The sequence below is a fragment of the Neobacillus rhizophilus genome (assembly GCF_018343535.1).
Classification (GTDB): domain Bacteria; phylum Bacillota; class Bacilli; order Bacillales; family Cytobacillaceae; genus Neobacillus; species Neobacillus rhizophilus.
In genome coordinates this window covers 456,712-478,233 of the sequence record NZ_JAGYPF010000003.1, presented here as the reverse complement: position 1 = coordinate 478,233, position 21,522 = coordinate 456,712, and the positions used below count along the sequence as shown (strand labels likewise).

Annotated in this window: 18 protein-coding genes; 15 read left to right on the top strand and 3 right to left on the bottom strand. The window is 39.7% G+C overall.

Annotated features, from left to right (window positions below; genetic code table 11):
• Positions 1-57: 57 nt before the first annotated feature.
• Positions 58-6,837 (bottom strand): CehA/McbA family metallohydrolase, encoded by a 6,780-nt coding sequence (locus KHA99_RS15815; protein ID WP_213118436.1) that lies wholly within the window; start codon positions 6,835-6,837, stop codon positions 58-60.
• A 281-nt stretch (positions 6,838-7,118) separates the two neighbouring features.
• Between KHA99_RS15815 and KHA99_RS15810 the strand changes: the two genes are divergently transcribed.
• The 12 genes from KHA99_RS15810 (at position 7,119) to KHA99_RS15755 (ending at position 16,270) form a co-directional block, all read left to right on the top strand.
• The gene (locus tag KHA99_RS15810; RefSeq protein ID WP_213118435.1) at positions 7,119-8,351 is read left to right on the top strand and encodes a HupE/UreJ family protein; all 1,233 of its coding nucleotides are present in this window, start codon (positions 7,119-7,121) and stop codon (positions 8,349-8,351) included.
• Between the two features lie 18 nt (positions 8,352-8,369).
• Entirely contained in the window at positions 8,370-9,401 is a 1,032-nt protein-coding gene (locus KHA99_RS15805) for a permease (RefSeq protein ID WP_249366698.1), read from the top strand.
• A gap of 37 nt (positions 9,402-9,438) precedes the next feature.
• Entirely contained in the window at positions 9,439-10,383 is a 945-nt protein-coding gene (locus tag KHA99_RS15800; RefSeq protein WP_213118434.1) for a TIGR03943 family putative permease subunit, read from the top strand.
• A 29-nt stretch (positions 10,384-10,412) separates the two neighbouring features.
• Positions 10,413-11,276 carry a hypothetical protein gene (locus tag KHA99_RS15795; protein WP_213118433.1) on the top strand — a complete coding sequence of 288 codons (864 nt, stop codon included), beginning with the start codon at positions 10,413-10,415 and terminating at the stop codon, positions 11,274-11,276.
• Positions 11,277-11,411: 135 nt separating this feature from the next.
• On the top strand, positions 11,412-11,561 hold the full coding sequence (gene rpmG, locus KHA99_RS15790; protein WP_213118432.1) for a 50S ribosomal protein L33: 150 nt from the start codon (positions 11,412-11,414) through the stop codon (positions 11,559-11,561).
• A gap of 113 nt (positions 11,562-11,674) precedes the next feature.
• A complete protein-coding gene (locus tag KHA99_RS15785) occupies positions 11,675-12,874 on the top strand; it encodes a GTP-binding protein (RefSeq protein WP_213118431.1) in 1,200 nt (399 codons plus the stop codon).
• Positions 12,875-13,072: 198 nt separating this feature from the next.
• The gene (locus tag KHA99_RS15780; protein ID WP_213118430.1) at positions 13,073-14,017 is read left to right on the top strand and encodes a metal ABC transporter substrate-binding protein; all 945 of its coding nucleotides are present in this window, start codon (positions 13,073-13,075) and stop codon (positions 14,015-14,017) included.
• 144 nt (positions 14,018-14,161) lie between these two features.
• The gene (gene bacA, locus KHA99_RS15775; RefSeq protein ID WP_213118429.1) at positions 14,162-14,965 is read left to right on the top strand and encodes an undecaprenyl-diphosphate phosphatase; all 804 of its coding nucleotides are present in this window, start codon (positions 14,162-14,164) and stop codon (positions 14,963-14,965) included.
• A gap of 207 nt (positions 14,966-15,172) precedes the next feature.
• Complete coding sequence (locus KHA99_RS15770) at positions 15,173-15,454, top strand: hypothetical protein (RefSeq protein ID WP_213118428.1); 282 nt, start codon at positions 15,173-15,175, stop codon at positions 15,452-15,454.
• Positions 15,455-15,457: 3 nt separating this feature from the next.
• Positions 15,458-15,688 (top strand): hypothetical protein, encoded by a 231-nt coding sequence (locus tag KHA99_RS15765; protein ID WP_213118427.1) that lies wholly within the window; start codon positions 15,458-15,460, stop codon positions 15,686-15,688.
• Positions 15,689-15,732: 44 nt separating this feature from the next.
• Positions 15,733-15,966: a hypothetical protein gene (locus KHA99_RS15760; RefSeq protein WP_213118426.1), complete on the top strand. Its 234-nt coding sequence runs from the start codon at positions 15,733-15,735 to the stop codon at positions 15,964-15,966.
• Between the two features lie 67 nt (positions 15,967-16,033).
• Positions 16,034-16,270: a spore germination protein gene (locus tag KHA99_RS15755; RefSeq protein ID WP_213118425.1), complete on the top strand. Its 237-nt coding sequence runs from the start codon at positions 16,034-16,036 to the stop codon at positions 16,268-16,270.
• A 132-nt stretch (positions 16,271-16,402) separates the two neighbouring features.
• Here the strand turns inward: KHA99_RS15755 and KHA99_RS15750 are convergent, their stop codons facing one another.
• Positions 16,403-17,761: an Nramp family divalent metal transporter gene (locus KHA99_RS15750; protein ID WP_249366697.1), complete on the bottom strand. Its 1,359-nt coding sequence runs from the start codon at positions 17,759-17,761 to the stop codon at positions 16,403-16,405.
• A 360-nt stretch (positions 17,762-18,121) separates the two neighbouring features.
• On the opposite strand from KHA99_RS15750, the gene KHA99_RS15745 reads away from it, so the two are divergent.
• Positions 18,122-19,108 carry an NAD(P)-dependent alcohol dehydrogenase gene (locus tag KHA99_RS15745; protein WP_213118424.1) on the top strand — a complete coding sequence of 329 codons (987 nt, stop codon included), beginning with the start codon at positions 18,122-18,124 and terminating at the stop codon, positions 19,106-19,108.
• A gap of 78 nt (positions 19,109-19,186) precedes the next feature.
• Positions 19,187-19,576: a YybH family protein gene (locus tag KHA99_RS15740; protein WP_213118423.1), complete on the top strand. Its 390-nt coding sequence runs from the start codon at positions 19,187-19,189 to the stop codon at positions 19,574-19,576.
• Between the two features lie 271 nt (positions 19,577-19,847).
• On the opposite strand, the gene acpP is transcribed toward KHA99_RS15740, so the two are convergent.
• Positions 19,848-20,078, bottom strand: a complete 231-nt coding sequence (gene acpP, locus KHA99_RS15735) for an acyl carrier protein (protein WP_213118422.1) — start codon at positions 20,076-20,078, stop codon at positions 19,848-19,850.
• A 402-nt stretch (positions 20,079-20,480) separates the two neighbouring features.
• Here acpP and KHA99_RS15730 point away from each other — a divergent pair, with 402 nt between their 5' ends.
• Positions 20,481-21,506 carry an SDR family oxidoreductase gene (locus tag KHA99_RS15730; protein WP_213118421.1) on the top strand — a complete coding sequence of 342 codons (1,026 nt, stop codon included), beginning with the start codon at positions 20,481-20,483 and terminating at the stop codon, positions 21,504-21,506.
• Positions 21,507-21,522: the final 16 nt, after the last annotated feature.

The following is a 21,522-nucleotide window of genomic DNA, read 5'->3' as shown; positions in this document are numbered from 1 at the left end:
TTTAATAGGTCAGTTCAATATCCCTAGCTCTTTTGTTATTGAACCATTTTGCGATAATTATGCTTGTTTCCTTCTTTTTGCTAAGAACCATACGGAACCTAGTAACAGTAGCAGTAATCCCACAGCCAAAATATTAAAGGAATTTGTAGCTGTATTTGGCAAGCCATTTTCTTTTAGTGCGTTAGGAGCCTTTGCGTCATTCGGTGCTTTGTCTCCAGCTACCTCGAATACGGTAAAAGTACTGAAGTGATTGGTTTTCACTGTTACCTTGCCGTTTGCATAAATTGAACCTGGCATCAATTCCCATTTTTTAGTTTTCTCATTGTAATAGAAGACTTTCAAATTACTACTGTTTTTCACTTTGTTCATATCGATATCAAATGTCAGCGTAATCGGTTCAGTAAATTGATGGATTACTTTTCCATCAACGATGATAGTAAAATCATAAACCGGACTTTTAGCGCTGTTAATGATTTCCATTGGTTTTAAGACAATATCTGCATTTCCTTTAGTAAAGATACTTGAAGGGATTGACAATTTTACCTCATCATTTTGAACGGTGAGCGGAATATTTTTCGCTTTCAAAAGTTCAATTTGCTCTTTTGTTAGCTTCAGCTCAGAATCATGTTCATTTCCAAGGTCAATAGAAAGTTCACCATTATTAGAAATTTTGACAATCGCTGCTTCAAATTCTTTTTTATCAATGGTTATTACTTTTCCATTTTTGGCCTTAGCCGGTAGTGTCACGACAATTTGTTTAGAACCGTCGTTACCAGGTTTTGAACCATTCCCGCCGTTGCTATTTCCAGGTTGAGAGCCTTGATCGCCGCCGTTGTTATCTCCCGGTTGAGAGCCTTGATCGCCGCCGTTGTTATCTCCTGGTTGAGAGCCTTGATCGCCGCCGTTGTTATCTCCTGGTTGAGAGCCTTGGTCCCCGCCGTTGTTATCTCCCGGTTGAGAGCCTTGATCGCCGCCATTGTTATCTCCCGGTTGTTGACCTGGGTCTGTATTGACAGTGCCAATCAGTTCTCTTGTGTCTCTGACACGGATGCGCTCACCTTCAGAGAATTTACCTGAAAGCCCAACAGCTTCCAATGTGTCACCTGCTTTTAAATCAGGGACAGGTCCGCTTTGATTAACAATATAGCCATCCGTAAATACCAAGGTAGGGCCAGAACCATCGTCGATGATATAGGAGTTATCATCATACTTGGACAATACTTTTCCTTTTACTTTCACAAGAAGACCTTGGTTTTCGTCAGCGACTGAATCCTTTGTACTTACTAATTTAGGTTCGACTGGTGTTCCAGTGCCAAGCTTCACAACACTGTCGGCGAAGCTTCCGAATTCTAATTCAAAGTTATTTTCAAAAATTTTAATGTGTCCGTAAATCCGAACTTTGTCGCCAATCTTTAGGCTGCCTGCCGGGACCTCATTAAAGGCCATTATACCGCCAGTCTCATCTTGAATATATGCCGAATCAAAGAACTGAGTAGCTGTAACGGTACCTTCGACCACAGCATTTGTTTCTTCAGCCAGTTTACGCGCATCGCCAATCGAGATGATTTGCGGCTCGAGATGAGCTAACCAGTTGACCGCGTTTATACCAAATCTTTCATTGCCTTTCGGACTGAAAGTTTGGTCGATCTGCTTGTCATTAAAGATATTCATCCCGGAGACAATGACTCTGCCTTTTCCAATCTGTTCTGATGCAATCATCGGAATGACTGAACCGCCTGTTACACCTTCAAGCGGTGTTTTACCGTCTGAAGTACGGACATTATAAGATGCAGAATCCGATTTGATCGTTGGAGTGTCTTGGAATGTTGACTCATTTCCCCAAGCGAGAACTGTGACTGTACTGCTGTCTGTCAATGCTGCTTTCTTACCAGTTCCATCATTTTTGGCCAGACTTGAACCACTATAATATTCGATTGTTGATACAAAATCTGTTAGTGCATTTTTAACAGGTGTTGGATGCAGTCTAACTGCGAAATTAGAAGGTAGTGGTGTACCCCAGAAGTTTCCTTCTTTTGTTTCATCAAAGACTCCATCGTTGTTTACAAGAATACTAGATCCAACACTGGATAAAACATCGTTTAAATTTTGATTGGTGCCGCCAAAGTTACTCTTTTCAGTTGCTAATAATGAACCGCCATTCGCAACAAAATTCTTGATTGCTTCGATTTCAGTTGGCGAATAGGCTGTAGTAGGGTGGGTTAACATCAACACACTTACATTTTTTAGCACGTCAGCAGAAAGTGTAACTTTATTCTCTGCAATCGTGTAACCTTGTTTCTTCATTAATGTTGTAAATAGCTTAAGGTTATCAGCGTATTTGCCTGGATCACCTGTCGTATTTTCATTGCCATGTGTTGTATCTATCAAGATTGTTTTTCCTAATGGCGCTTTAATCACAAAGCTTTGTTCAAACTTATTGCTGCCGAGATCATGTCCGTCATCCGCGGAAAGCAGGACAATGATATTATGCGTACCCGCAGCCGGATTTGCCCATGTGACACTGGCATTTGCCGAATTGTTGGCAGGAAGTGAATCAATGACAGATTCTCCAATAAAGTGGTCCGCATCAATGCTATCATAATAGAATTGTGCTTTTACCTTACTTACATTTACAGATCCTAGATTTGTAACACCAGCAGTTAGAGTTGTAGAAACACCACCGATAATGGCGCCATCAGGTGTGCTGACATTACTTACACTCACAGCCAAATCCTTAGCTGGAGACCAGATAGGTGCGGAATAAATTTGATCACCGTCTTTTTGGGTAACCTTTACAACAAACCATTGCTGCCCGCCGGCTACTGTTACACTTGGCTCCCATGTTAACGAAGGAGAATCATCTTTAGGTACATATGATTCAATTACCTTGCCGTGGTTGGTAATCAGTTCCACTTTGGCAATCGCATCGTTTGAAGGAGTTTTTATATAACTATAATCTGGATTTGATGGGTCTTCTGACACTGGATCCTTACCAGTAATCGTAAAGTCCAATGTATCTGTATCTACTGTTGCTCCCATGTAAAAGCCGCTTGCAGACACATCTAACTGGAAGTTTGGATCTTCACTCATATACACGCGCATATTTTTCATGGCATCAAGAAGTGATTCTTGAGTTAGATCTTTTGCAACGATTACAGTCCGCTTTTTCGTTTGCCCCCAAGTAGCATCATGGTTGTCCTCACCATAAGTAGGTGCAACATGCCAGCCTAAGTCGAGTGCACTATAGTATTTATCTTCTGCATTCGCATAGGAATACTTCCCGGAGCCATTTCCTACTTCTAGCATCGTGAATAGCTTATCAACATTTTTATCATATGGGATAAAATTATCAAAAGCATTAGCCGACATTTTCGGATGGTTAAATTGAGCAACAATATTGTCGTATGTTAACGTCCAGGCATAATAGTTTTGAAGCTTTTGGTATGCTCCTCCATCCACAACACGATCAATAAAGTTGTCTGTTCCAAATACATTTGAGTGTCCCCACGTAGTAGATGTCATTTCAAAAGCAGGGAATACAACAAATTTTCCATCCTGAGTATATTGTTTTGCTAAATCTTTCGTTAATTGCCAATCAGATCCGCCCGTTCTTTCTTTCATTCCGTTGTGATCAACCGTATCCTTATTGACAAGACTTGAATCGATGTCATGGGAATGATCAGAAAAAGCAAAGTAATCATAGTGATATTTTTGTGCATCTTTTAGTGCTTGCTCAGGTGTACCGGCAGCATCATGAGAGATGTTTGTATGGTTATGAGTTGTTCCCCGGTAATGATTTCCGCCAGTAAATCTTTTCGCCACTGTAAATTTCCATGTGAACGTAGAAGGATTATCCAATTTATCTTTGGCAGTTACAGTTACCGTATGTTCATCTTCAGTTAACTCATCACTTTTTGTAAGCACCAATTTAATTTCTGTTTCGCTAATGACTGCTTTTGGAGTGAAATCTTTTCCATCAATTTTAATCGATACTGCTGAAGTTTTTACTCCATTCGGGTCATCCAGTTTAACAGATATCGATGGGTATCTGGAATTGACGATTTCTCCATTCCCCGGAAGCTCATTCATAAATGCAGGGCCATCGGTATCTTCTACTACATCAATTGTGATTGGTTTCGCAGCGGATCCTTCCGATTGTTTGTCGTCACCAGAAACGGCTTCAATATAATAGAGTAATTTCCCTGTCGGCACATCTGCCCTAACAATTTTTCCATTATAATTTCTAGCATCAGCCGAATTCATGATCACTGTTTTGTATGCTGAATCAGCTTCACCTTTGTAGTAAAGAGTAACGGAATCGGCATTTTTCGCCATCGCAGTGAAAGCGACATCGACTCCAATATAAGCTTTCTTTAACGGAGTATGTGTCAGCACTAATTGGCCTTTAATATCAGCCGTGCTTCTTGGCAATAGATAGTATCCGTTTGTAAAAGGTGCTATTTTCTTGGATTGATGAACAATTCCGGTGAAAGTATAGCTAGAACCTTTCTCAAGATCGCCAAGCTCTCCTTGAATACGGACAATCGCTAAATTGTCACCTGATTCATCACTTACAGTAACATCATAATCTGGACCATTTGCCGGTATGTTTGTCACCTTGCCGGTAAATGAAACTAAATTACTCTCATTTGCTTCGTTTAGCCCAGTGATAGCAATGGACTCAGGTGTCGGTAAAGTATCAGGTCCTGCGTTTTTAATAGAGGTAGGAACAAACTGTGTCATACCTGCTGTAAAAACAACCCGTCCATCGATCCGATACTTATTGCCAGATTCAATAGGAAGAGACGGATTAAGGCTATTCACTACGTTAATTGCACCAGAAGCGTCCTTAATAAAGAAATTCGTTGTTACGCTGCCATCTGGGGTATTGCCAGTTGTAGCTGTTCCTTCAATCGTTGTTGTATATCCAAGATTAATAGGGAAGCCCTTTGCATCATTCTTACGCAATTCATCCAATGATGTAATCGTCTTAGCTGTCCCGGAAACATTGATTTTTGTGTAGCTGCTTTCTAATGAAACAGGCTGTGATGAATCAGTATGAGTCAAGTAAACTACTGAACTAGAATTCTGGAAGTTTAGTGAAAAAGAACCGTCAGCCGCAGCTGCAGCTTCTTGTACTTTCGTTAAAACGCCAGCCTTCTCCACATAAGCTTTTACAGTAGCTGAAGCTGGTACAGAACCAGGCTGCCCCGAAACCGTTGCCGCACCACCGTCATTTTTATACTCGATTTTTGAAGCATCCGGTTGAAGCATGAATTTTGAATTATGAACAACCATCTCTTCTGGAGTTTCTCCACCTGATGGTTTATTAAACACGAAATCGTTAGCTGGATTCTTTGTAAACCAGCCATTGCCCATTCCGAAGGAAGTCAGCGGGTCTGATCCGATATTTGTTTTACGTAAGAAAGTCCCAGCTTTCATGGTAGCATCGGAAATCGGCTCGCCCCAGTATAATGGATTTGCAAACTTGGCTGTACCATCTGTGTACGCTAATAAATCGATTGCGTCTGGGTCATCTGCTCCAGTAACTGCTGTTTTCTTCTTGGCTAATACTAAGGCTCCGCCTGTTGAACCACTTGGATTTAATGTGGTTTTGGCATCTGGTTGTACAGGTAAATCTTGTCCTGTCGCGCCTGTGTTGCCAGTAATCAGATAATAGCCATGAGCTTTAATGATGCCAGATAGGGCTTGGCCAGCGCCAAATTTCATGGTGGAGGCTGATGTGTAAGCGATTGACCAATCTTTTAAATCGATATCTTTATCTGTATTGTTATAAAGTTCGAAAAACTTTGTTTTGTAAAACGCTCCGCTGTTTCCGCCGTTTACGTAGATTTGGCTAAATACTACGTCACCAGGCTTAACTGCTGAGCTTGAGTTGGAACCAGTGTAGTTAATCGCTACTTTATCACTAGGTTCTTTCCCAGTCTCTTGTGCTGTAAGATTCACGACTGGTTTTGATTGTGGGTTAGCAAATGAGATACTAAACGATCCATCTGCACCTGCAGGAGCAGTCGCAACCACTGTGTTAGCGTCAAAATATAATGATACTTGTGAATTATTGGCTGCTGCACCTGGCGCTCCTGTTACTTGTGTATAGGAAGCATACGTGATTTTAGTAGCGGCCGGTGCTGCTGTTTTTTCAATTACTGGATCCGGATTTGGATCTGGATTAGGGTTTGGATCTGGATCTACAGTCGACCCGGAAGGTACACCTGTAAATGAGATTTCTCCGAAACGGCTTGTACCAGTTCCTGCTACCGTGCTGCCACCTATTGACGTATCAGAAGCTTTGAGCCATCTAACATAGATGAGATCTTGATCAGCCGCATCACTTGGCAGTGCTACATTCGTTATAACACCGCTGGTCCAGTTAGTCGCTACGGTAATATCTCCACCGGCAACATCCGCCCAATTGCTATGATCCAAGCTGTATTGAAGCTTAAAATCTCTTGGGCCTGTACTAGAACCATATTGTTTAGATGATACCGCAATAGATTGATAGCCTTTAGTTGATAAGGAAACTTCCCAGTATGATGGGTTGTTTGTCCAAGTATTTGCGTTAGGAACACTAATACCTGAAGTAGGTCCGGCATTATAGCCAGTCATTGTTGCACCTGTTATGGATAATTGCTTGTCAAGATTAACATTCAAACCACCAGTGGCTGTTAGGCTATTCCCATTACTAAAATCCCATTTTGCCAATGAAACAGGTTCTGAAACAGCTTTTGCCATATTGGGATTGACCAGTGATAACAACATTAGCGCTGTTAAAAATAGGCCAACCCATTTCTTGTGTTTTCTCACAATTCCGTACACCTACGAAATTCCTCCCCTTTAGTCATTTTTGATGAAGCGCTTACTTCCCTATTTTATAGCTAAGCACCTCCATTTGAATAATGGTAAAAAAATCCTAAGGTTCCTTTTATCTCCCCTTTTAATTGATAAAATGGACCTAATATAATCTTAGTATGTGATTCGTCAATATTCTACAAAATTCTCGATTTTTTACATGAATTTTACACGGATGTTACAAGACTTATGATATATTTAACCTGATTCTTTAGGAAACTATGACTTCGCACCACATGGAGGCTACAATGAGCAGAATATTCCCATCAAAATTTTTAACAAATTTCTTTTTAAATAGACAAAAATTTATTATTTTGTTGCTCCCATTAGTTATCTTTTTTTCTTCCATTCAATCAGCACAAGCACATGCCTATAGTGCCAGTTTTACCACTATAAATCTTTTAAAAAGCAAAATCATCATGACGTTTGCATTAGATGAGGTTTCTGTCATCGAATTAACCCATGGAGACGTTAACCAAAACGGGATGCTGGATTCGGACGAATTCGAAGCAATCAAAAATAAAATCGAAACGACCATTAAAGAAAATGTAGGGGTTAAAATTGACGGCGAGCATAAGGATTGGTCCAAATTACTTGAAATGAACTTAAACCGAAAAGGGGATGCAACCCAGCTCGTGCTTAAGGTTGAGTATCCACCCTTAACACCGTCACAATCTATTTCATTAACTGACAACCTTTATCAGGATGATATAATCACAAACTATGTGAATCTATTAAAGGTTAATTATGGAAAACAAAACAGTACTTCGGCATTATCAGGTAAAGACCGAACTTGGTCGATGATTTTAAGTGAATCTGAATATGCCGGGTTAAAATCAGACGATACGGGTGTACAAACCGGTGAAAACAAGCAAGCCAGGACAACAAGTGATACAACAAAACAACAAGAGGCAAAAACACCTCAAACTTCTTCACCATCCGGCTGGATCACATTTTTAAAGCTAGGGATGACTCACATTCTTGAGGGCTATGACCATTTGCTGTTTTTGCTGGCACTGTTGATTGCAAGACAAAGCTTCAAACAGTTTGTCAAAGTCATTACTGCGTTTACGATTGCTCACAGTTTAACCTTAACGTTAACCGTATTGGGCATTATATCAGTCCCTGCGAGTATTGTTGAGCCGGCTATCGCACTGAGTATTTGTTATGTGGCCATCGAAAATATTTTTAGGAAATCGGTCAGCCATCGCTGGGCCTTGACGTTTATATTTGGTCTTATTCATGGAATGGGATTTGCGGATTTATTAACTGAAATGAAGATTCCAAAAGGGGAGCTTGCCATTGATTTAGCGAGCTTTAATATTGGCATTGAAATCATTCAGCTCATCATCGTTGTGATTCTTTTGCCATTATTAACACTTTTACACCGTTCAAACATATCAAGGAAGGCCGTTATTAGCGTTTCGACAATAGCTTTTGTGTTAGGCAGCTTTTGGTTGATCGAACGAATAGTGGCTTAAAAAAGGGGGAGGACTTCTTTGCGGAATGCTGCGGTACAGAAAAGCTCGCCTGTAGGTTCAAATCGCCATCTAATCATATTAGGAAGTTTGATTTTCGTTATTCTCTTATATATTGCTTCTACTTATGGTTATAGTGCTATTATTAGCAGTCAAAAAGTACAGGTTTTTAAAATGGTCTTTATCAGCATCATTATTGAGGCAATGCCCTTTATCTTAATCGGTGTGTTTATCTCGGCGCTGCTTCAGGTTTTCGTGACTGATCAAATGATGCGTAAATTTATCCCCCAAAATCCGATTTTGGGAATCATTACAGCAAGTGTGCTGGGCATCATTTTTCCTATTTGCGAATGCGGTATGGTCCCAGCCATACGGAAGCTGATTAAAAAAGGAATGCCTTTATATGTAGCAACAACGTTTATATTAGTTGGCCCTATTTTAAATCCAATTGTCTTTTTATCGACATTTACAGCCTTTCAAAATCAGCCTAGTGTCACATTCAGCCGGATGGGGCTGGCATTTCTGGCAGCTCTTGTGATTGGCCTGATTGTTTTTCAATTCGTCAAAACAAATCAATTAAGAGAAGAGTTAAAGCAAGAGAAAAATCATCATCACCACACCCATGAGCATCATTCAGAAAAACAAGTGAAGAATAAAGTAATTGAGGTCATGGGCCATACCGTCAGCGAGTTTTTTGATATGGGGAAGTATTTGCTGTTTGGTTCGATGATTGTAGCATTACTCCAGGTATATGTTTCGCAAAATAGTCTAATTGCCATTGGAAATAGCGGCCCCTTTGCCAATTTAGCCATGATGGGGATGGGGTTTGTGCTTTCTTTATGTTCTACTTCCGATGCTTTTGTAGCTCAAAGCTTACAATCTGTTTTTTCAAAGAGCTCATTGGTTGGCTTCATGGTTTTTGGACCGATGATCAATATAAAGGGCGTTCTCATGATGCTAGCCGTTTTTCGAACGAAATTTGTTTTGTTGCTTTGCACATTGGTTTTCGTTCTCGTGTTTGCCGGAACGCTCGTATTACAGTTTATCCTTTAATATCTTGACTTGAAAAATTACGTAAGGTAGTGATTCGATGGGGCATAGACTCAATTCTGCCAGCATGCATCATTTTTTGAAAGCAGCCATTTTAATTGGATTTTCCATTTATATTTTTTGGTTAACCTTTTCAGGTGACATTCTGCAATTTGTTGTCCCGCAGCTGGTTATCTATATTAAAATCGCAGCTGGATTCTTGATCATTGTGGCAGCTTTTCAATTTTATATTGCTTTTCTATCCTTAAAAAAGCAGGTTATTATTTGCGACTGCGGCCATGACCATGATCATAGTCATGATCACGATTCCGTTTTCGGCCACGAACATCATCATTTATTAAAGAATTCAATCGGTAAGAATATTCTTATATACGGTTTATTTCTGTTACCTCTATTACTTGGATTCGTATTGCCGAATAACACACTTTCTAGTTCGCTAGTTGAAAATAAAGGGATGAATCTAGGTGGGATATCCTCCAAAAATGGTGACAAAGGAGCAGTTGTTGAAGTAGACGGAAATGCAGATCCTGCCCTAAAAAAATTGTTTAAGACCAATGTGTATGACAAAGATTACGCAAAACTCGGAATGAAGTTATATAAGCAAAATGTGATTGAAATGAAGGATGAATGGTTCATTGAAAAGCTGCAATCAATGAACACCTTTGTGGATAATTTTCAAAGTAAAGAAATAAAAATAAAGGGTTTTATTTATCGTGAACCAGGACTTTCAAATAACCAATTTATTATTGCCCGAATGGGTATGACCCACTGTATTGCTGATATTTCACCATTCGGTATTATTGCTGAAGCGGATAATCCAGACCAATTTGCCAATGATTCATGGTTTATGATCACTGGAAGGATTAGCAAAACCAATTTCAATGGGCAAAATGTTATAAAAATCGAAGTAGAAAAAGCGGAGCCGGCTGTTTCTCCAAGCGTGCCATATGTATATCCTGATTGGAAATTTGGTTCCAAACTGTAGTAATATCGCAATGTAAAAGAGGTGTATTCATGTTATTAAAGATTGGAAGTCTTTTGTTAGTACTTCTAATTAAAATCTATTGTATTTACCATTTTTATCGGAACAAAGATCGGTTTTCGGGAGTAATCGGAATTATAACAGCACTAATGATTGGCATTTCATCCGCTGCGATCGGCTTTTTATTGATGTTAGCCACAAATTATCAAGTTCTAATCACAACGTTAGTTTGTCTGGTCTATACAATGGGTAACGGCTTGTTGGTTCGCCGATTATTCCCTCCGGAAAAAGGAATGAATGATATTCTTTCCGGTCTAATTGGCGCTTTAATTGGGTCAGTACTGGGGTATTCGACGTTTATTTCAAATAAACCATTTCTAGTCATTGATATTGCTTTTATCGTCATCACCTACATTGCTTTAATGTATTTTGATCGACAGCTTGCTTCAAAATCAACAGAGAATCGTTCGAAAAAAAAGAATCAGAAACAAGCTTCAAATGTATCGACTATATCACTTTCAGCCATTTTGATTGTTATCATTGTTGTACTTGGGCTAAATGTGAACCAAATAAAGGTCGGGGTTATTGGCCAGCCGCAAACTCAAACAGCCTCCATTGATGAAGAAAATGATATGCAGGTGGCGACAATCCGAGTTACCGCTTCAGGCTTTAACCCTAAAAATACAACCTTTCAAGCTCATAAAATGATAAAGGTTAATTTTGAAGCTTCGATTCCCAAAGGCTCCCAGATAAGATTAAAATCCGAAGACTTAAAGCTTAATATGAATTTAAAAAACGGAAAAAACATCCTCCTAATGGATAATCCGATAGAAGGAAAATACCAACTAACAATAGAACCGACCAATGCAACCGGAACATTTACCATTAAAAAGTGAAACATGGGGACGGTTCTCATGCATCAGATGCCTGAGAACCGTCCCCGTGTTTCGTTATGGACTTGACATGATAAAAAGGACTACTGTAAAATACAAAACGTAATGATTACGATTTGTTAAAAAGGAGGAAATGATATGCGAGTAAAAATAACCCTGCAATGTACGGAAACAGGTGATCGAAATTACATCACTACTAAAAACAAAAGAAATAATCCTGACAGGCTGGAATTGCGAAAATATTCCCCTAGATTGAAACGATATACTCTGCATAGAGAAACGAAGTAGTTTTATCGAAAGTCATCAAAACTAAGGAACATCCTGAATGTTCTATTTATTCATGTTTAAGCATAATCTTTAAATCGTAATGATTTTGATTTGAAAAGGAAGGAAGAATTCGCATGAATGATACTAAGATTCCAGTAACCGTATTAAGCGGCTATTTAGGAGCAGGTAAGACAACATTATTAAATCATATTCTTCAAAACCGCGATGGGTTAAGAGTTGCAGTCATTGTCAATGACATGAGCGAAATCAATGTAGATGCCGAATTGGTGAAACAAGGGGGCGGGCTAAATAGGGCCGAAGAAAAACTAGTTGAATTATCGAATGGGTGCATTTGCTGTACGCTAAGAGAAGATCTTTTAATAGAAGTGGAACGTTTGGTCAAGAAAGGAAATATTGACTACATTTTGATTGAATCAACAGGTATTAGTGAACCAGTACCAGTGGCGCAAACATTTTCTTACATAGATGAAGAATTGGGGATCGACCTGACAAAATACTGCAGGCTGGATACCATGGTGACGGTAGTGGATGCAAATAGGTTTTGGCATGATTTTTCTTCGGGGGATTTACTTTTGGAAAGAAGCCAGGCTTTAGGTGAAGAGGACGATCGCTCGGTTGCGGACTTATTGATTGACCAAATTGAGTTTTGTGATGTTTTACTTCTTAATAAATGCGATTTATTGGAAGAAGAACAATTAAATCAGCTGGAGGTATTTTTAAGAAAACTGCAGCCGGCAGCAAAATTTCACAGGACGGTTAAGGGGAAAATACCTGCTGCAGAGATTTTAAATACGGATTTATTTGATTTCGAAACAGCAAGTGAATCAGCCGGTTGGTTAAAAGAACTGGAAGCACCTGAGCATACGCCAGAAACGGAAGAGTATGGGATTGGGTCCTTTGTTTATAGAAGTTCGATTCCATTCCATTCTGAAAGGTTTAATCACTGGATAAAAGGAATGCCTGCAGAAATCGTAAGGGCGAAGGGAATCGTATGGTGTGCAACTAGGAATGATCTTGCTTTATTATTCTCACAAGCAGGTCCATCGGTACAAGTAGACCCTGTTTCTTATTGGGTAGCCTCCCTGCCTTCCGAGCAGCAAGCACAGTATTTTATGGGAAATCCTGATTTAAAAGATGACTGGGATGAACAATTCGGTGATCGGAAGAATGAACTTGTTCTAATAGGAATCGATATGGATAAAGATCTTGTGAAAGCCTCTTTAGATCGCTGTTTGTTGACCGAAGAGGAGATGGTACAAGATTGGAATAAAATGAAGGATCCATTTGTTTGGACCATTACAGCAGCAGGATAACAATTCTTTTAAAAAGTGCAATAAGGTCAGTTCTTTTGGTTAAAAATTGTATGCTGACAGAAATAATAAATCGTTATACCATTTAAATCGTAATAATTTCGATTTATAAACCCAAAAAAAGCTTTTAAAATACAGATAAATATCCGTGTTAAATCGTAATGATTCCTAAGTACGGATAGCAATGGAGGTAAAGGGAGAATGAAAAGGCTTATAGGTCTAGTAATAATTTTACTACTGATGGTAAGTGGCTGCTCCAAAGCAGCTTCAACTAAAAGTGAAAAACAGAGTGATGGGGCCAAAAAGCTGAAAATTGTCACTACTTTTTATCCCATCTATTATTTTGCGCAGAAGGTGGCGGGGAATTCAGCCAACGTTGAACTATTGATACCAAATGGTGTAGAGCCACATGATTGGGACCCAACTACAAAAGATATGATGAAAATTCAAGATGCTGATGTGTTTATTTATAATAGTCATTACTTTGAAACTTGGACTGAAAAAGTGCTCAAGAGCATTGATGCTTCCAAATTAAAGGTTGTCGAGGCCTCTGATGGAATCGAATTGATGGATGCACTCGAAGCAGGCGAAGAGGCAGACCATGACCATTCAGAACATTCGTCTTCTAAAGATCCGCATGTTTGGCTTTCTCCTGTGTTAGCCCAGCAAGAGGTGGATACAATAGCGAAGGCTTTAGGAGAGGTAGACCCAAACAATAAAGATCAGTATGAGAAAAATGCCGCTGATTTGAATTCTCAGCTTGCCAAATTAGACCGCGAATTTAAAGAAAACATTGATCAAGCAAAGAATAAAGAATTTGTAACCCAGCACGCTGCATTTGGATATTTGGCCAAACAATACGGTTTAACGCAAATCCCTATTGCCGGCTTATCTCCGGATGTCGAGCCTACATTAGGCAAATTGGCTGAATTAACGGATTTAACCAAGAAGAAAAATATTAAGATCATTTATTTTGAGGAACTAACCTCATCAAAAGTAGCTGATACACTAGCTAAAGAAATCGGCGCTGAAACAGCCGTATTAAATCCATTAGAAGGACTAACAAAAGAAGAACAAAAACAAGGCCTGGACTACATAGGCGTCATGAAAAAAAATCTAGAGACATTAAAATTATCAATAAAGTGAAACATAGGGACGGTTCTCTTGCATCAGGAGCATGAGAACCGTCCCTATGTTTTATGTTAAAATATTAACGAAAAATTAATACTGCTTTTTGGTCATTAACGGGTATTATTAAAAGGTAGCATTTAATTAGGAGGAAATATTTTTATGAGTGAGCACGTAATAGCTTTTATAATGGGAATCGTAGAAGGGCTAACAGAATATCTTCCCGTTTCATCAACAGGACATCTCATCTTAGCAGGTCATCTATTAGGGTTCGAGGGAGATCGGGCGAAAACATTTGAAGTTGTCATTCAATTAGGATCGATCCTAGCGATTGTGGTTTTATATTGGAGAAGATTTTTTTCACTTTTAGACTTTAAGAGTTTAAATATAAAGGACAACAACAGAACAAAACTGAATCTTCTTCACGTATTTTTAGGGGTGCTGCCTGCCGTGATTGTAGGCTTCGTCCTCCACGATTTTATAAAAAATGTACTGTTTTCTACAACAGTGGTTTTGGTTGCTTTAGTAGTCGGGGCCTTTTTATTAATTTATGCTGACAAGAAGAAAACAACGGTTACGGCACACACCATTGATCAATTATCTTATAAGCAAGCCTTATATATTGGTCTGTTTCAATGTCTAGCTGTTTGGCCAGGATTTTCACGAGCCGGCTCTACCATTTCTGGAGGATTACTAGTGGGTGCTAGCCAAAAAACAGCTGCCGAATTTTCCTTCATTCTGGCATTGCCTATTATGGTAGGAGCAACAGGATTAGACTTATTGAAAAATATGGACGCCATCACTTCAGGAGACATCACAACCTTTGTCATCGGTTTTGTAACAGCCTTTGTAGTCGCATTGCTATCCTGTATCGGATTCCTAAAACTGCTCGACAAAGTAAGGCTATCAACATTCGCCTACTACCGCATAATCCTTGCAATCGTCTTTGCGTTTATTATCCTATAAGGTAAATCATGGGGACGGTTCTCATGCATCAGATGCATGAGAGCCGTCCCTGTGTTTCGTTTATTAGCCATTTAATGCACTCCAGATTGTAGACAAAAGGCATCTGAATATGTCATTCGGGTGTCTTTTATTATGTATCTTCATCCATTGTACATAATTTCGTCTATTTACACATAACAATAATAAAGGTGAAAGGAGAGGTTGATGATGGTTCGAATACCAATCCCTGCTCAGTTTAATATTAATATTCATATTATCAAAGTGAATTCTTTTGAAAATGCCTCTGCCATAAATGTCGGTAACAATTTATTGGCTGAATGGCATAATTCTGATAAGAAAAATATGGGACTAGGACAGAATATGGGGGACGGCAGCTGTTTTGTAGGAACGAGAAGTATGGTAGACGACCGGGATCAGATCGACTCAGCTTCAACCTTTGAATCGGAATGGCTTCCCATGCCGGATATTATCCATAGAGGGGATGAGTAAGCCATGTTTTTTAAACCAATAAATGTAACTATTGACGATTTTAAGGTGAACAACTTGGACCATTTGAGTTCTATTTCCTTTGGAACAACTGTGAAAGTCGGAAGAAATGTTTGTGCTAAAAAAACACAAGGGTATGGCCAACAACATGCAGACTATTGTGTTCGAACTTTTAATTCTCATTATGTTTTAGATGATGATGTGATCGATCAATTTTCAGCAAAATTTAACAAGTAAGTCATGTTGGACAATAGATCCATATTTTTGGGGGAGGCGGACAGATGTATTTTGGACCGGTGAATATTAATCTATTATCCTTTAAAGTCAATGCCATCGACCATTCCGGAATTATTAATTTAGGTCCAAGTAAACATATTGATATATTTGTATCCTATAAGCGGAGTCAGGGCATTGGTGAACAAAATGGCGACTTATCCCCCATACTGCTGACCAATTCTAATGTCTTTGATAATGATATAAGTGATAGTCCTTCCGTTAAAAATAGTTTGTTATAAGCGAAGAAAACGCATTCCGGTGGTCGCTCATATTCGATAAAACGGAAAAAATTAAAGGAGTGGTAAAATGGTCTTTTTTACACCCTTAGCCGTAAATCTATTAGCTTTTAAAGTCAATGCCATCGATAATTCCTCCGTTATTAATATTGGTCCCGTCGCTTACGTTGACCAGTTTGTATCCTACAAACGAAACCAAGCTGTCGGAGAACAAAACGGAGACTTCTCACCAATCAACATCCCAATAAGCAGTGTCATCGACCCAGACATCGTCGACAGCACATCCGCCAAAAATAGCGTGATATAAAGCATGAAGCATGGGGACGGTTCTTCTGCTTCATGTTAGGGGGGATGCATGCAGGTATCCCCAGAATAAATAGAAACGGTCGCCAAATGGTGTTGGCGACCGTTTTATTTTTTGGTTACTTACTTTTTGCAGTTACCCTAAATCTTGACCCGTAACAACAATATATCCAATTAAGAATATATTCAATAAGACGATCACAATGGTACAGACCCATGCTGCTATTTTCACTGGCAGTTTGTTTGCAAATTCGCCCATTTTCTTTTTATCACTAGTAAATATAACTAAAGGAATGACGGCAGATGGAAGCGCCAAGCTTAAGACGACTTGACTCCATAGCAGCAATTCACCTGTTCCTTTGGATCCAGCCAGCCAGGTCACGATAAAAGCAGGTATGACCGCTAGTAAACGTGTAATCAAGCGCCGAAGCCATGGTGATATTCGCAGGTTGATAAATCCTTCCATAACAATTTGACCGCTAATCGTTCCAGTAATGGTCGCATTTTGACCGGAAGCAAGTAAGGCAACCGCAAATAAAGTACTAGCTATCCCTACTCCAAGCGTTGGACTAAGTAATTCATAGGCTGCTTCGATTTCGGTTACATCTAAATTCGTTCCATAAAAAGCGGCCGCTCCCAAAATCAAAATGGCGGAGTTAATAAGAAAAGCCACGGTTAACGAAAAGGTTGAATCAATGAGGGAGAATTTAATGGCTTCTCTTTTTCCCTCTGTTGTCCGCTTATATTGTCTACTTTGCACGATGGACGAATGCAAATATAAATTGTGCGGCATCACCGTTGCCCCTAATATGCCTAAAGAAATAAAGAGCATTTGTGGATTTGTGACAATTTCTGGTTTAGGAACAAACCCACCGAATAAAGCGGCAATTTCCGGTTTTGAAACAATGACTTCAAATGCAAATACGATAAAGATCGTAACCATTAAAACAATGACAATCGATTCAATAATACGGAAGCTTTTCTTTTGCAAATAAAGTAATAAAAGCACATCTAATGTTGTTATGGCAATACCTAATAATAAGGGAATACCAAATAATAAATTTAAAGCAATGGCTGAACCAATTACCTCAGCTAAATCTGTGGCAATAATGGCTAATTCTGTTAATATCCAAAGAACGAAGGCTGTTTTCTTCCCAGTTGCATCCCTAGTGGCCTGGGCAAGATCCCTTCCTGTGACGATTCCAAGTTTTGATGATAATGCTTGTAGCAGCATAGCAATTAAATTGGATAGTAAAATGACAATCAACAGCGTGTAACCAAAACGGGCTCCGCCTGCAATGGAAGTTGCCCAGTTTCCTGGGTCTACATAGCCAACTGCCACTAATGAGCCAGGGCCCATAAAGGCTAATAGCTTACGCCAAAAACCTCCTTTACTTGGAACACTTACTGTATTATTTACCTCTTCTAAGCTTATATTAGAGCTTTGCTTTAACCTTCCATGCTCTTCCCCCACATATTCTGGTTGATTATTCATCAAATATCCCCCCCTTAAATATGCGCTAAGTTAAATAATTTTCCTGAGGGCAATTTTTTGATTAAAAGGCCACTAAATAATTTATGTAATTATTTTACTGCAGTTTTTTGTCCTTGTAAACATTTTTTGCACACGTGCAACTTTTTGGGATTGGATAAACTTTCGATAAAATTTTCTGTTGCCAGACCTCCAAGTGGTTCTAGGTACTTTCCAGGTGTCGATAACGGCTTGTAGCAGACAAAATAAACGGGGACTGTTCTCATGCATCAAAGGCATGAGAACCGTCCCCATGTGTCTTTTGTTCTATTTATCAATATGATTCGTATGATTTAATAAAACAAACGAATTGGAGGAGGATTGATGAGAGCTATTGTATACACAAAGTACGGTCCCCCTGATGTTCTTCAACTGAAAGAGGTTGAAAAGCCTATTCCAAAAGAAAATGAAATTTTGGTAAAAGTAAAAGCGACAACCGTAACAGTGGCGGATATTCGTGCACGGGGTTTTATCGTTCCTCCCGCTTTTTGGCTGCCTGCCCGAATAGCCCTTGGTTTCAAGCAACCGAAAAAAGAGATATTAGGGATGGAGTTAACTGGAGTAGTGGAGTCCGTTGGGAAAGATGTCAAAAGGTTTAAGGAAGGCGACGAGGTTTTTGCCGCATCCTTGGCGAGTTTTGGCGCTTATGCCGAATATAAGTGTCTGCCGGAAGATGGCCCTGTATCTATTAAACCTTCCAATTTAACCTTTGCAGAAGCCGCCGCCATACCACTTGGAGCACGTACAGCCTTGTTTTTTCTTAAAAAAGCAAATATACAGAGCGGCCAAAAGGTTCTAGTTTATGGTGCTTCTGGTAGTGTAGGAAGTTATGCCGTTCAACTTGCCAAGTATTTCGGAGCAGCCGTTACAGGGGTATGCAGCACCGCAAATTTAGAGTTGGTTAAATCTCTGGGAGCTGACCAGGTCATTGATTATACGGCGGGGGATTTTTCGAGGATAGGCGAGACCTATGATGTGATATTTGAAGCGGTCAACAAGAGCTCTTTTTCAGATTGTATGAAATTGTTAAAAAGGGATGGAACCTATATCAATGTCACTGACCCACTGCCAAGTGGTCGAATGCTTTGGACTCAATTGACGAGCCGTAAGAAATTATTATTGAGTAGAAATTCCCCTGAAACTCCTGAAGCATTAGACTTCCTTAAAGAACTTGTGGAGATGGGAAAGTTAAAAGTGGCCATTGATAGATATTATGAGTTTGAAGAGATCGTTGAGGCGCATAGGTATGTTGAGAAAGGACACAAGAAGGGAAATGTCGTCATAAATGTGGATCCTACCATTAAGGAATAATATATTTCCATTTTTTACAACTCAACAGACTAGAGGCGTGCTATACACTTTGTAAAAGGTTTTACAGGAGGATTTTAGATGGAGCACGAGTTGAAAGAGGTTATTAAGAAGTGTGATCTTGCCATTAAGCAAGAGGATTTTGATACACTGATGAATTACTATACAAACAACGCCAATTTAGTTGTGAAACCTGGAACTATTGCACGAGGGAAAGAGGAAATCAAAAAAGCTTTTATAGCGATAGCAAAATACTTCAATAACACCCTTGTGCCAACACAGGGAGAAATGATTTTTTTAGAAGCCGGAGACACAGCCTTGTTTATTTCCCAAACTCTGCTTGACGCTGATAAAAATGATAATGACTATTCAATGGAAAGACGGGCAACCTATGTGTTTAGGAAAAATTCACAAGGGAAATGGCTTTGTGCGATCGATAACTCGTATGGTACGGAATTAATTAATAAATAAAGAAGGAACGGTAAATCTAAAAAAACTCCCCTGCAATGCAGGAGTTAAGAATTTATTAAGAATAATGAGCTACTATTAAGACAGTCTTTTTCAAGACCCCCCTTTTATATTATATCTGGAAGCCCTCGAGGATTGTTTCGAATAGTCTTGAGGGCTGCTTTTTTTTAAAAATCGAAAGGTTTCCAAACAGCAATTTTATAAATATGGAAAAAGCGGACGCCATCTGCCATACGTTCAAGTGTCCGTCTGCGTGGGCTATCCGCCTTATTTGTTAACGATTTTTTTCAATAAAGTTTACGACATCTCCGACAGTTTGCAACGTCGGCGCCACTTTATCACTAATTTCAATGGCAAATTCGTCTTCAATTTCCATCGTCAGGTCCACCATATCAAGTGAATCAGCTTCGAAGTCATCCTTGAATGATGCATCAAGTCTGACCTCCTCCATTTTAACCCCCAGTTGATCTGCAATAATCGGCTTTAACTTTTCAAATGTGGTCATTGCGGCATCTCCTTCCTCACGTTTCATACCCACCATTATAACAACCTGATTCCGAACGTAAAACATAAAAGTATTTCCAATATTCGGCGAACATTTAACCAAATAGAATCGTTTTTACTCTCAGTTAGGGCACTAAACAGTTCGGAGTAATCCTCATTTATAAGGGGGCATCTTATCAGAAGATTTGCTGTGAGTATAGCCTCTATGTAGAGGAATTTTGACTCATCGATTATAAAACCTGCTTTGGAAACTACCATAACGAGTAAATCACGGGGACGGTTCTCGTATATCTGATGCATGAGAACCGTCCCCGTGCGTCATTTTTTCTCTTTTCCCCCGTATCTTTTTATAAAAATTAATCGTTATATAAGTTAAGAAAGTTAATCGAAATGGGGGAGAAGGATGAAGGTTCTTGTATTAGGCGGGACTCGTTTTTTAGGAAGGGCGTTGGTGGAGGAAGGATTGAAAAGAGGCCACGAAATCACCTTATTTAATCGTGGAACCAATAAAGATGCATTTCCTGAGTTGGAGCAGCTTGTCGGTGATAGGGATGGTGATGTATCCCTTTTGAAAAACCGTAAGTGGGATGTGGTGATGGATACATGCGGGTTTACTCCAGGGCAGATTAAAAAAATTGCGGAGGCACTTGGGGAACAAATCGAACATTATACGTATATTTCAAGTATCTCTGTTTATAGAGATTGGATTCCGCTCCATATTGCCGAAGACTACCACCTACAAACTTTGTCCCTGGATCAATTGAGAGCTGTTGAGGAAGGAAGCACTTCCCCTTATGAGCATTACGGAGCGTTGAAGGTTCTCTGTGAGGCGGAAGCAGAAAAGCACTGGCCGGGGCGTGTGTTGAATATACGAGCAGGGCAGCTTGTCGGACCGTTTGACTACACGGACCGTCTTCCGTACTGGGTCCAGCGTGTGGCTCAAGGCGGAAAAGTATTGGTACCCGGGCGTCCGGACCGTCTTGTTCAACTGATTGATATCAAAGATATCGCCAAATGGGTGTTTGATATGGCGGAAAACAGAAAGGCAGGAACGTTTAATGTGACAGGTCCAAACGAAAAATTGACGATGGAAGAACTGTTGGATACCTGTAAAGCTGCCGCTAATAGCGAGTGTGAATGGGTATGGGCAGATGAACAATTTTTGCTGGAGCGTAATGTGCAGCCATGGACGGAAATGCCGCTGTGGGTACCTGAACACTTCCCGCTGGAGGGAGAAACAGAACCTTGGAAAGGCTCTTTTTCTATCAATATCGAAAAAGCAGTAAACGAGGGCCTTACCTTCCGAGCTCTGGAAGAGACGATTAAAGAGGTTTATGAATGGTTGCAGGCGCACAAGGCTGCCAACTTAAAAGCAGGAATTTCACTAGATAGAGAGCAGGAACTATTAGAGGCGTGGGCTGAAAAATGATACGTAGGGACGGTTC

Coding starts and splice junctions, on each gene's coding strand:
- KHA99_RS15810 (WP_213118435.1), top strand. CDS start 7,119: ATGAGCAGAATATTCCCATCAAAATTTTTAACAAATTTCTTTTTAAAT.
- KHA99_RS15800 (WP_213118434.1), top strand. CDS start 9,439: ATGGGGCATAGACTCAATTCTGCCAGCATGCATCATTTTTTGAAAGCA.
- KHA99_RS15795 (WP_213118433.1), top strand. CDS start 10,413: ATGTTATTAAAGATTGGAAGTCTTTTGTTAGTACTTCTAATTAAAATC.
- rpmG (WP_213118432.1), top strand. CDS start 11,412: ATGCGAGTAAAAATAACCCTGCAATGTACGGAAACAGGTGATCGAAAT.
- KHA99_RS15785 (WP_213118431.1), top strand. CDS start 11,675: ATGAATGATACTAAGATTCCAGTAACCGTATTAAGCGGCTATTTAGGA.
- KHA99_RS15780 (WP_213118430.1), top strand. CDS start 13,073: ATGAAAAGGCTTATAGGTCTAGTAATAATTTTACTACTGATGGTAAGT.
- bacA (WP_213118429.1), top strand. CDS start 14,162: ATGAGTGAGCACGTAATAGCTTTTATAATGGGAATCGTAGAAGGGCTA.
- KHA99_RS15770 (WP_213118428.1), top strand. CDS start 15,173: ATGGTTCGAATACCAATCCCTGCTCAGTTTAATATTAATATTCATATT.
- KHA99_RS15765 (WP_213118427.1), top strand. CDS start 15,458: ATGTTTTTTAAACCAATAAATGTAACTATTGACGATTTTAAGGTGAAC.
- KHA99_RS15760 (WP_213118426.1), top strand. CDS start 15,733: ATGTATTTTGGACCGGTGAATATTAATCTATTATCCTTTAAAGTCAAT.
- KHA99_RS15755 (WP_213118425.1), top strand. CDS start 16,034: ATGGTCTTTTTTACACCCTTAGCCGTAAATCTATTAGCTTTTAAAGTC.
- KHA99_RS15750 (WP_249366697.1), bottom strand. CDS start 17,761: ATGAATAATCAACCAGAATATGTGGGGGAAGAGCATGGAAGGTTAAAG.
- KHA99_RS15745 (WP_213118424.1), top strand. CDS start 18,122: ATGAGAGCTATTGTATACACAAAGTACGGTCCCCCTGATGTTCTTCAA.
- KHA99_RS15740 (WP_213118423.1), top strand. CDS start 19,187: ATGGAGCACGAGTTGAAAGAGGTTATTAAGAAGTGTGATCTTGCCATT.
- acpP (WP_213118422.1), bottom strand. CDS start 20,078: ATGACCACATTTGAAAAGTTAAAGCCGATTATTGCAGATCAACTGGGG.
- KHA99_RS15730 (WP_213118421.1), top strand. CDS start 20,481: ATGAAGGTTCTTGTATTAGGCGGGACTCGTTTTTTAGGAAGGGCGTTG.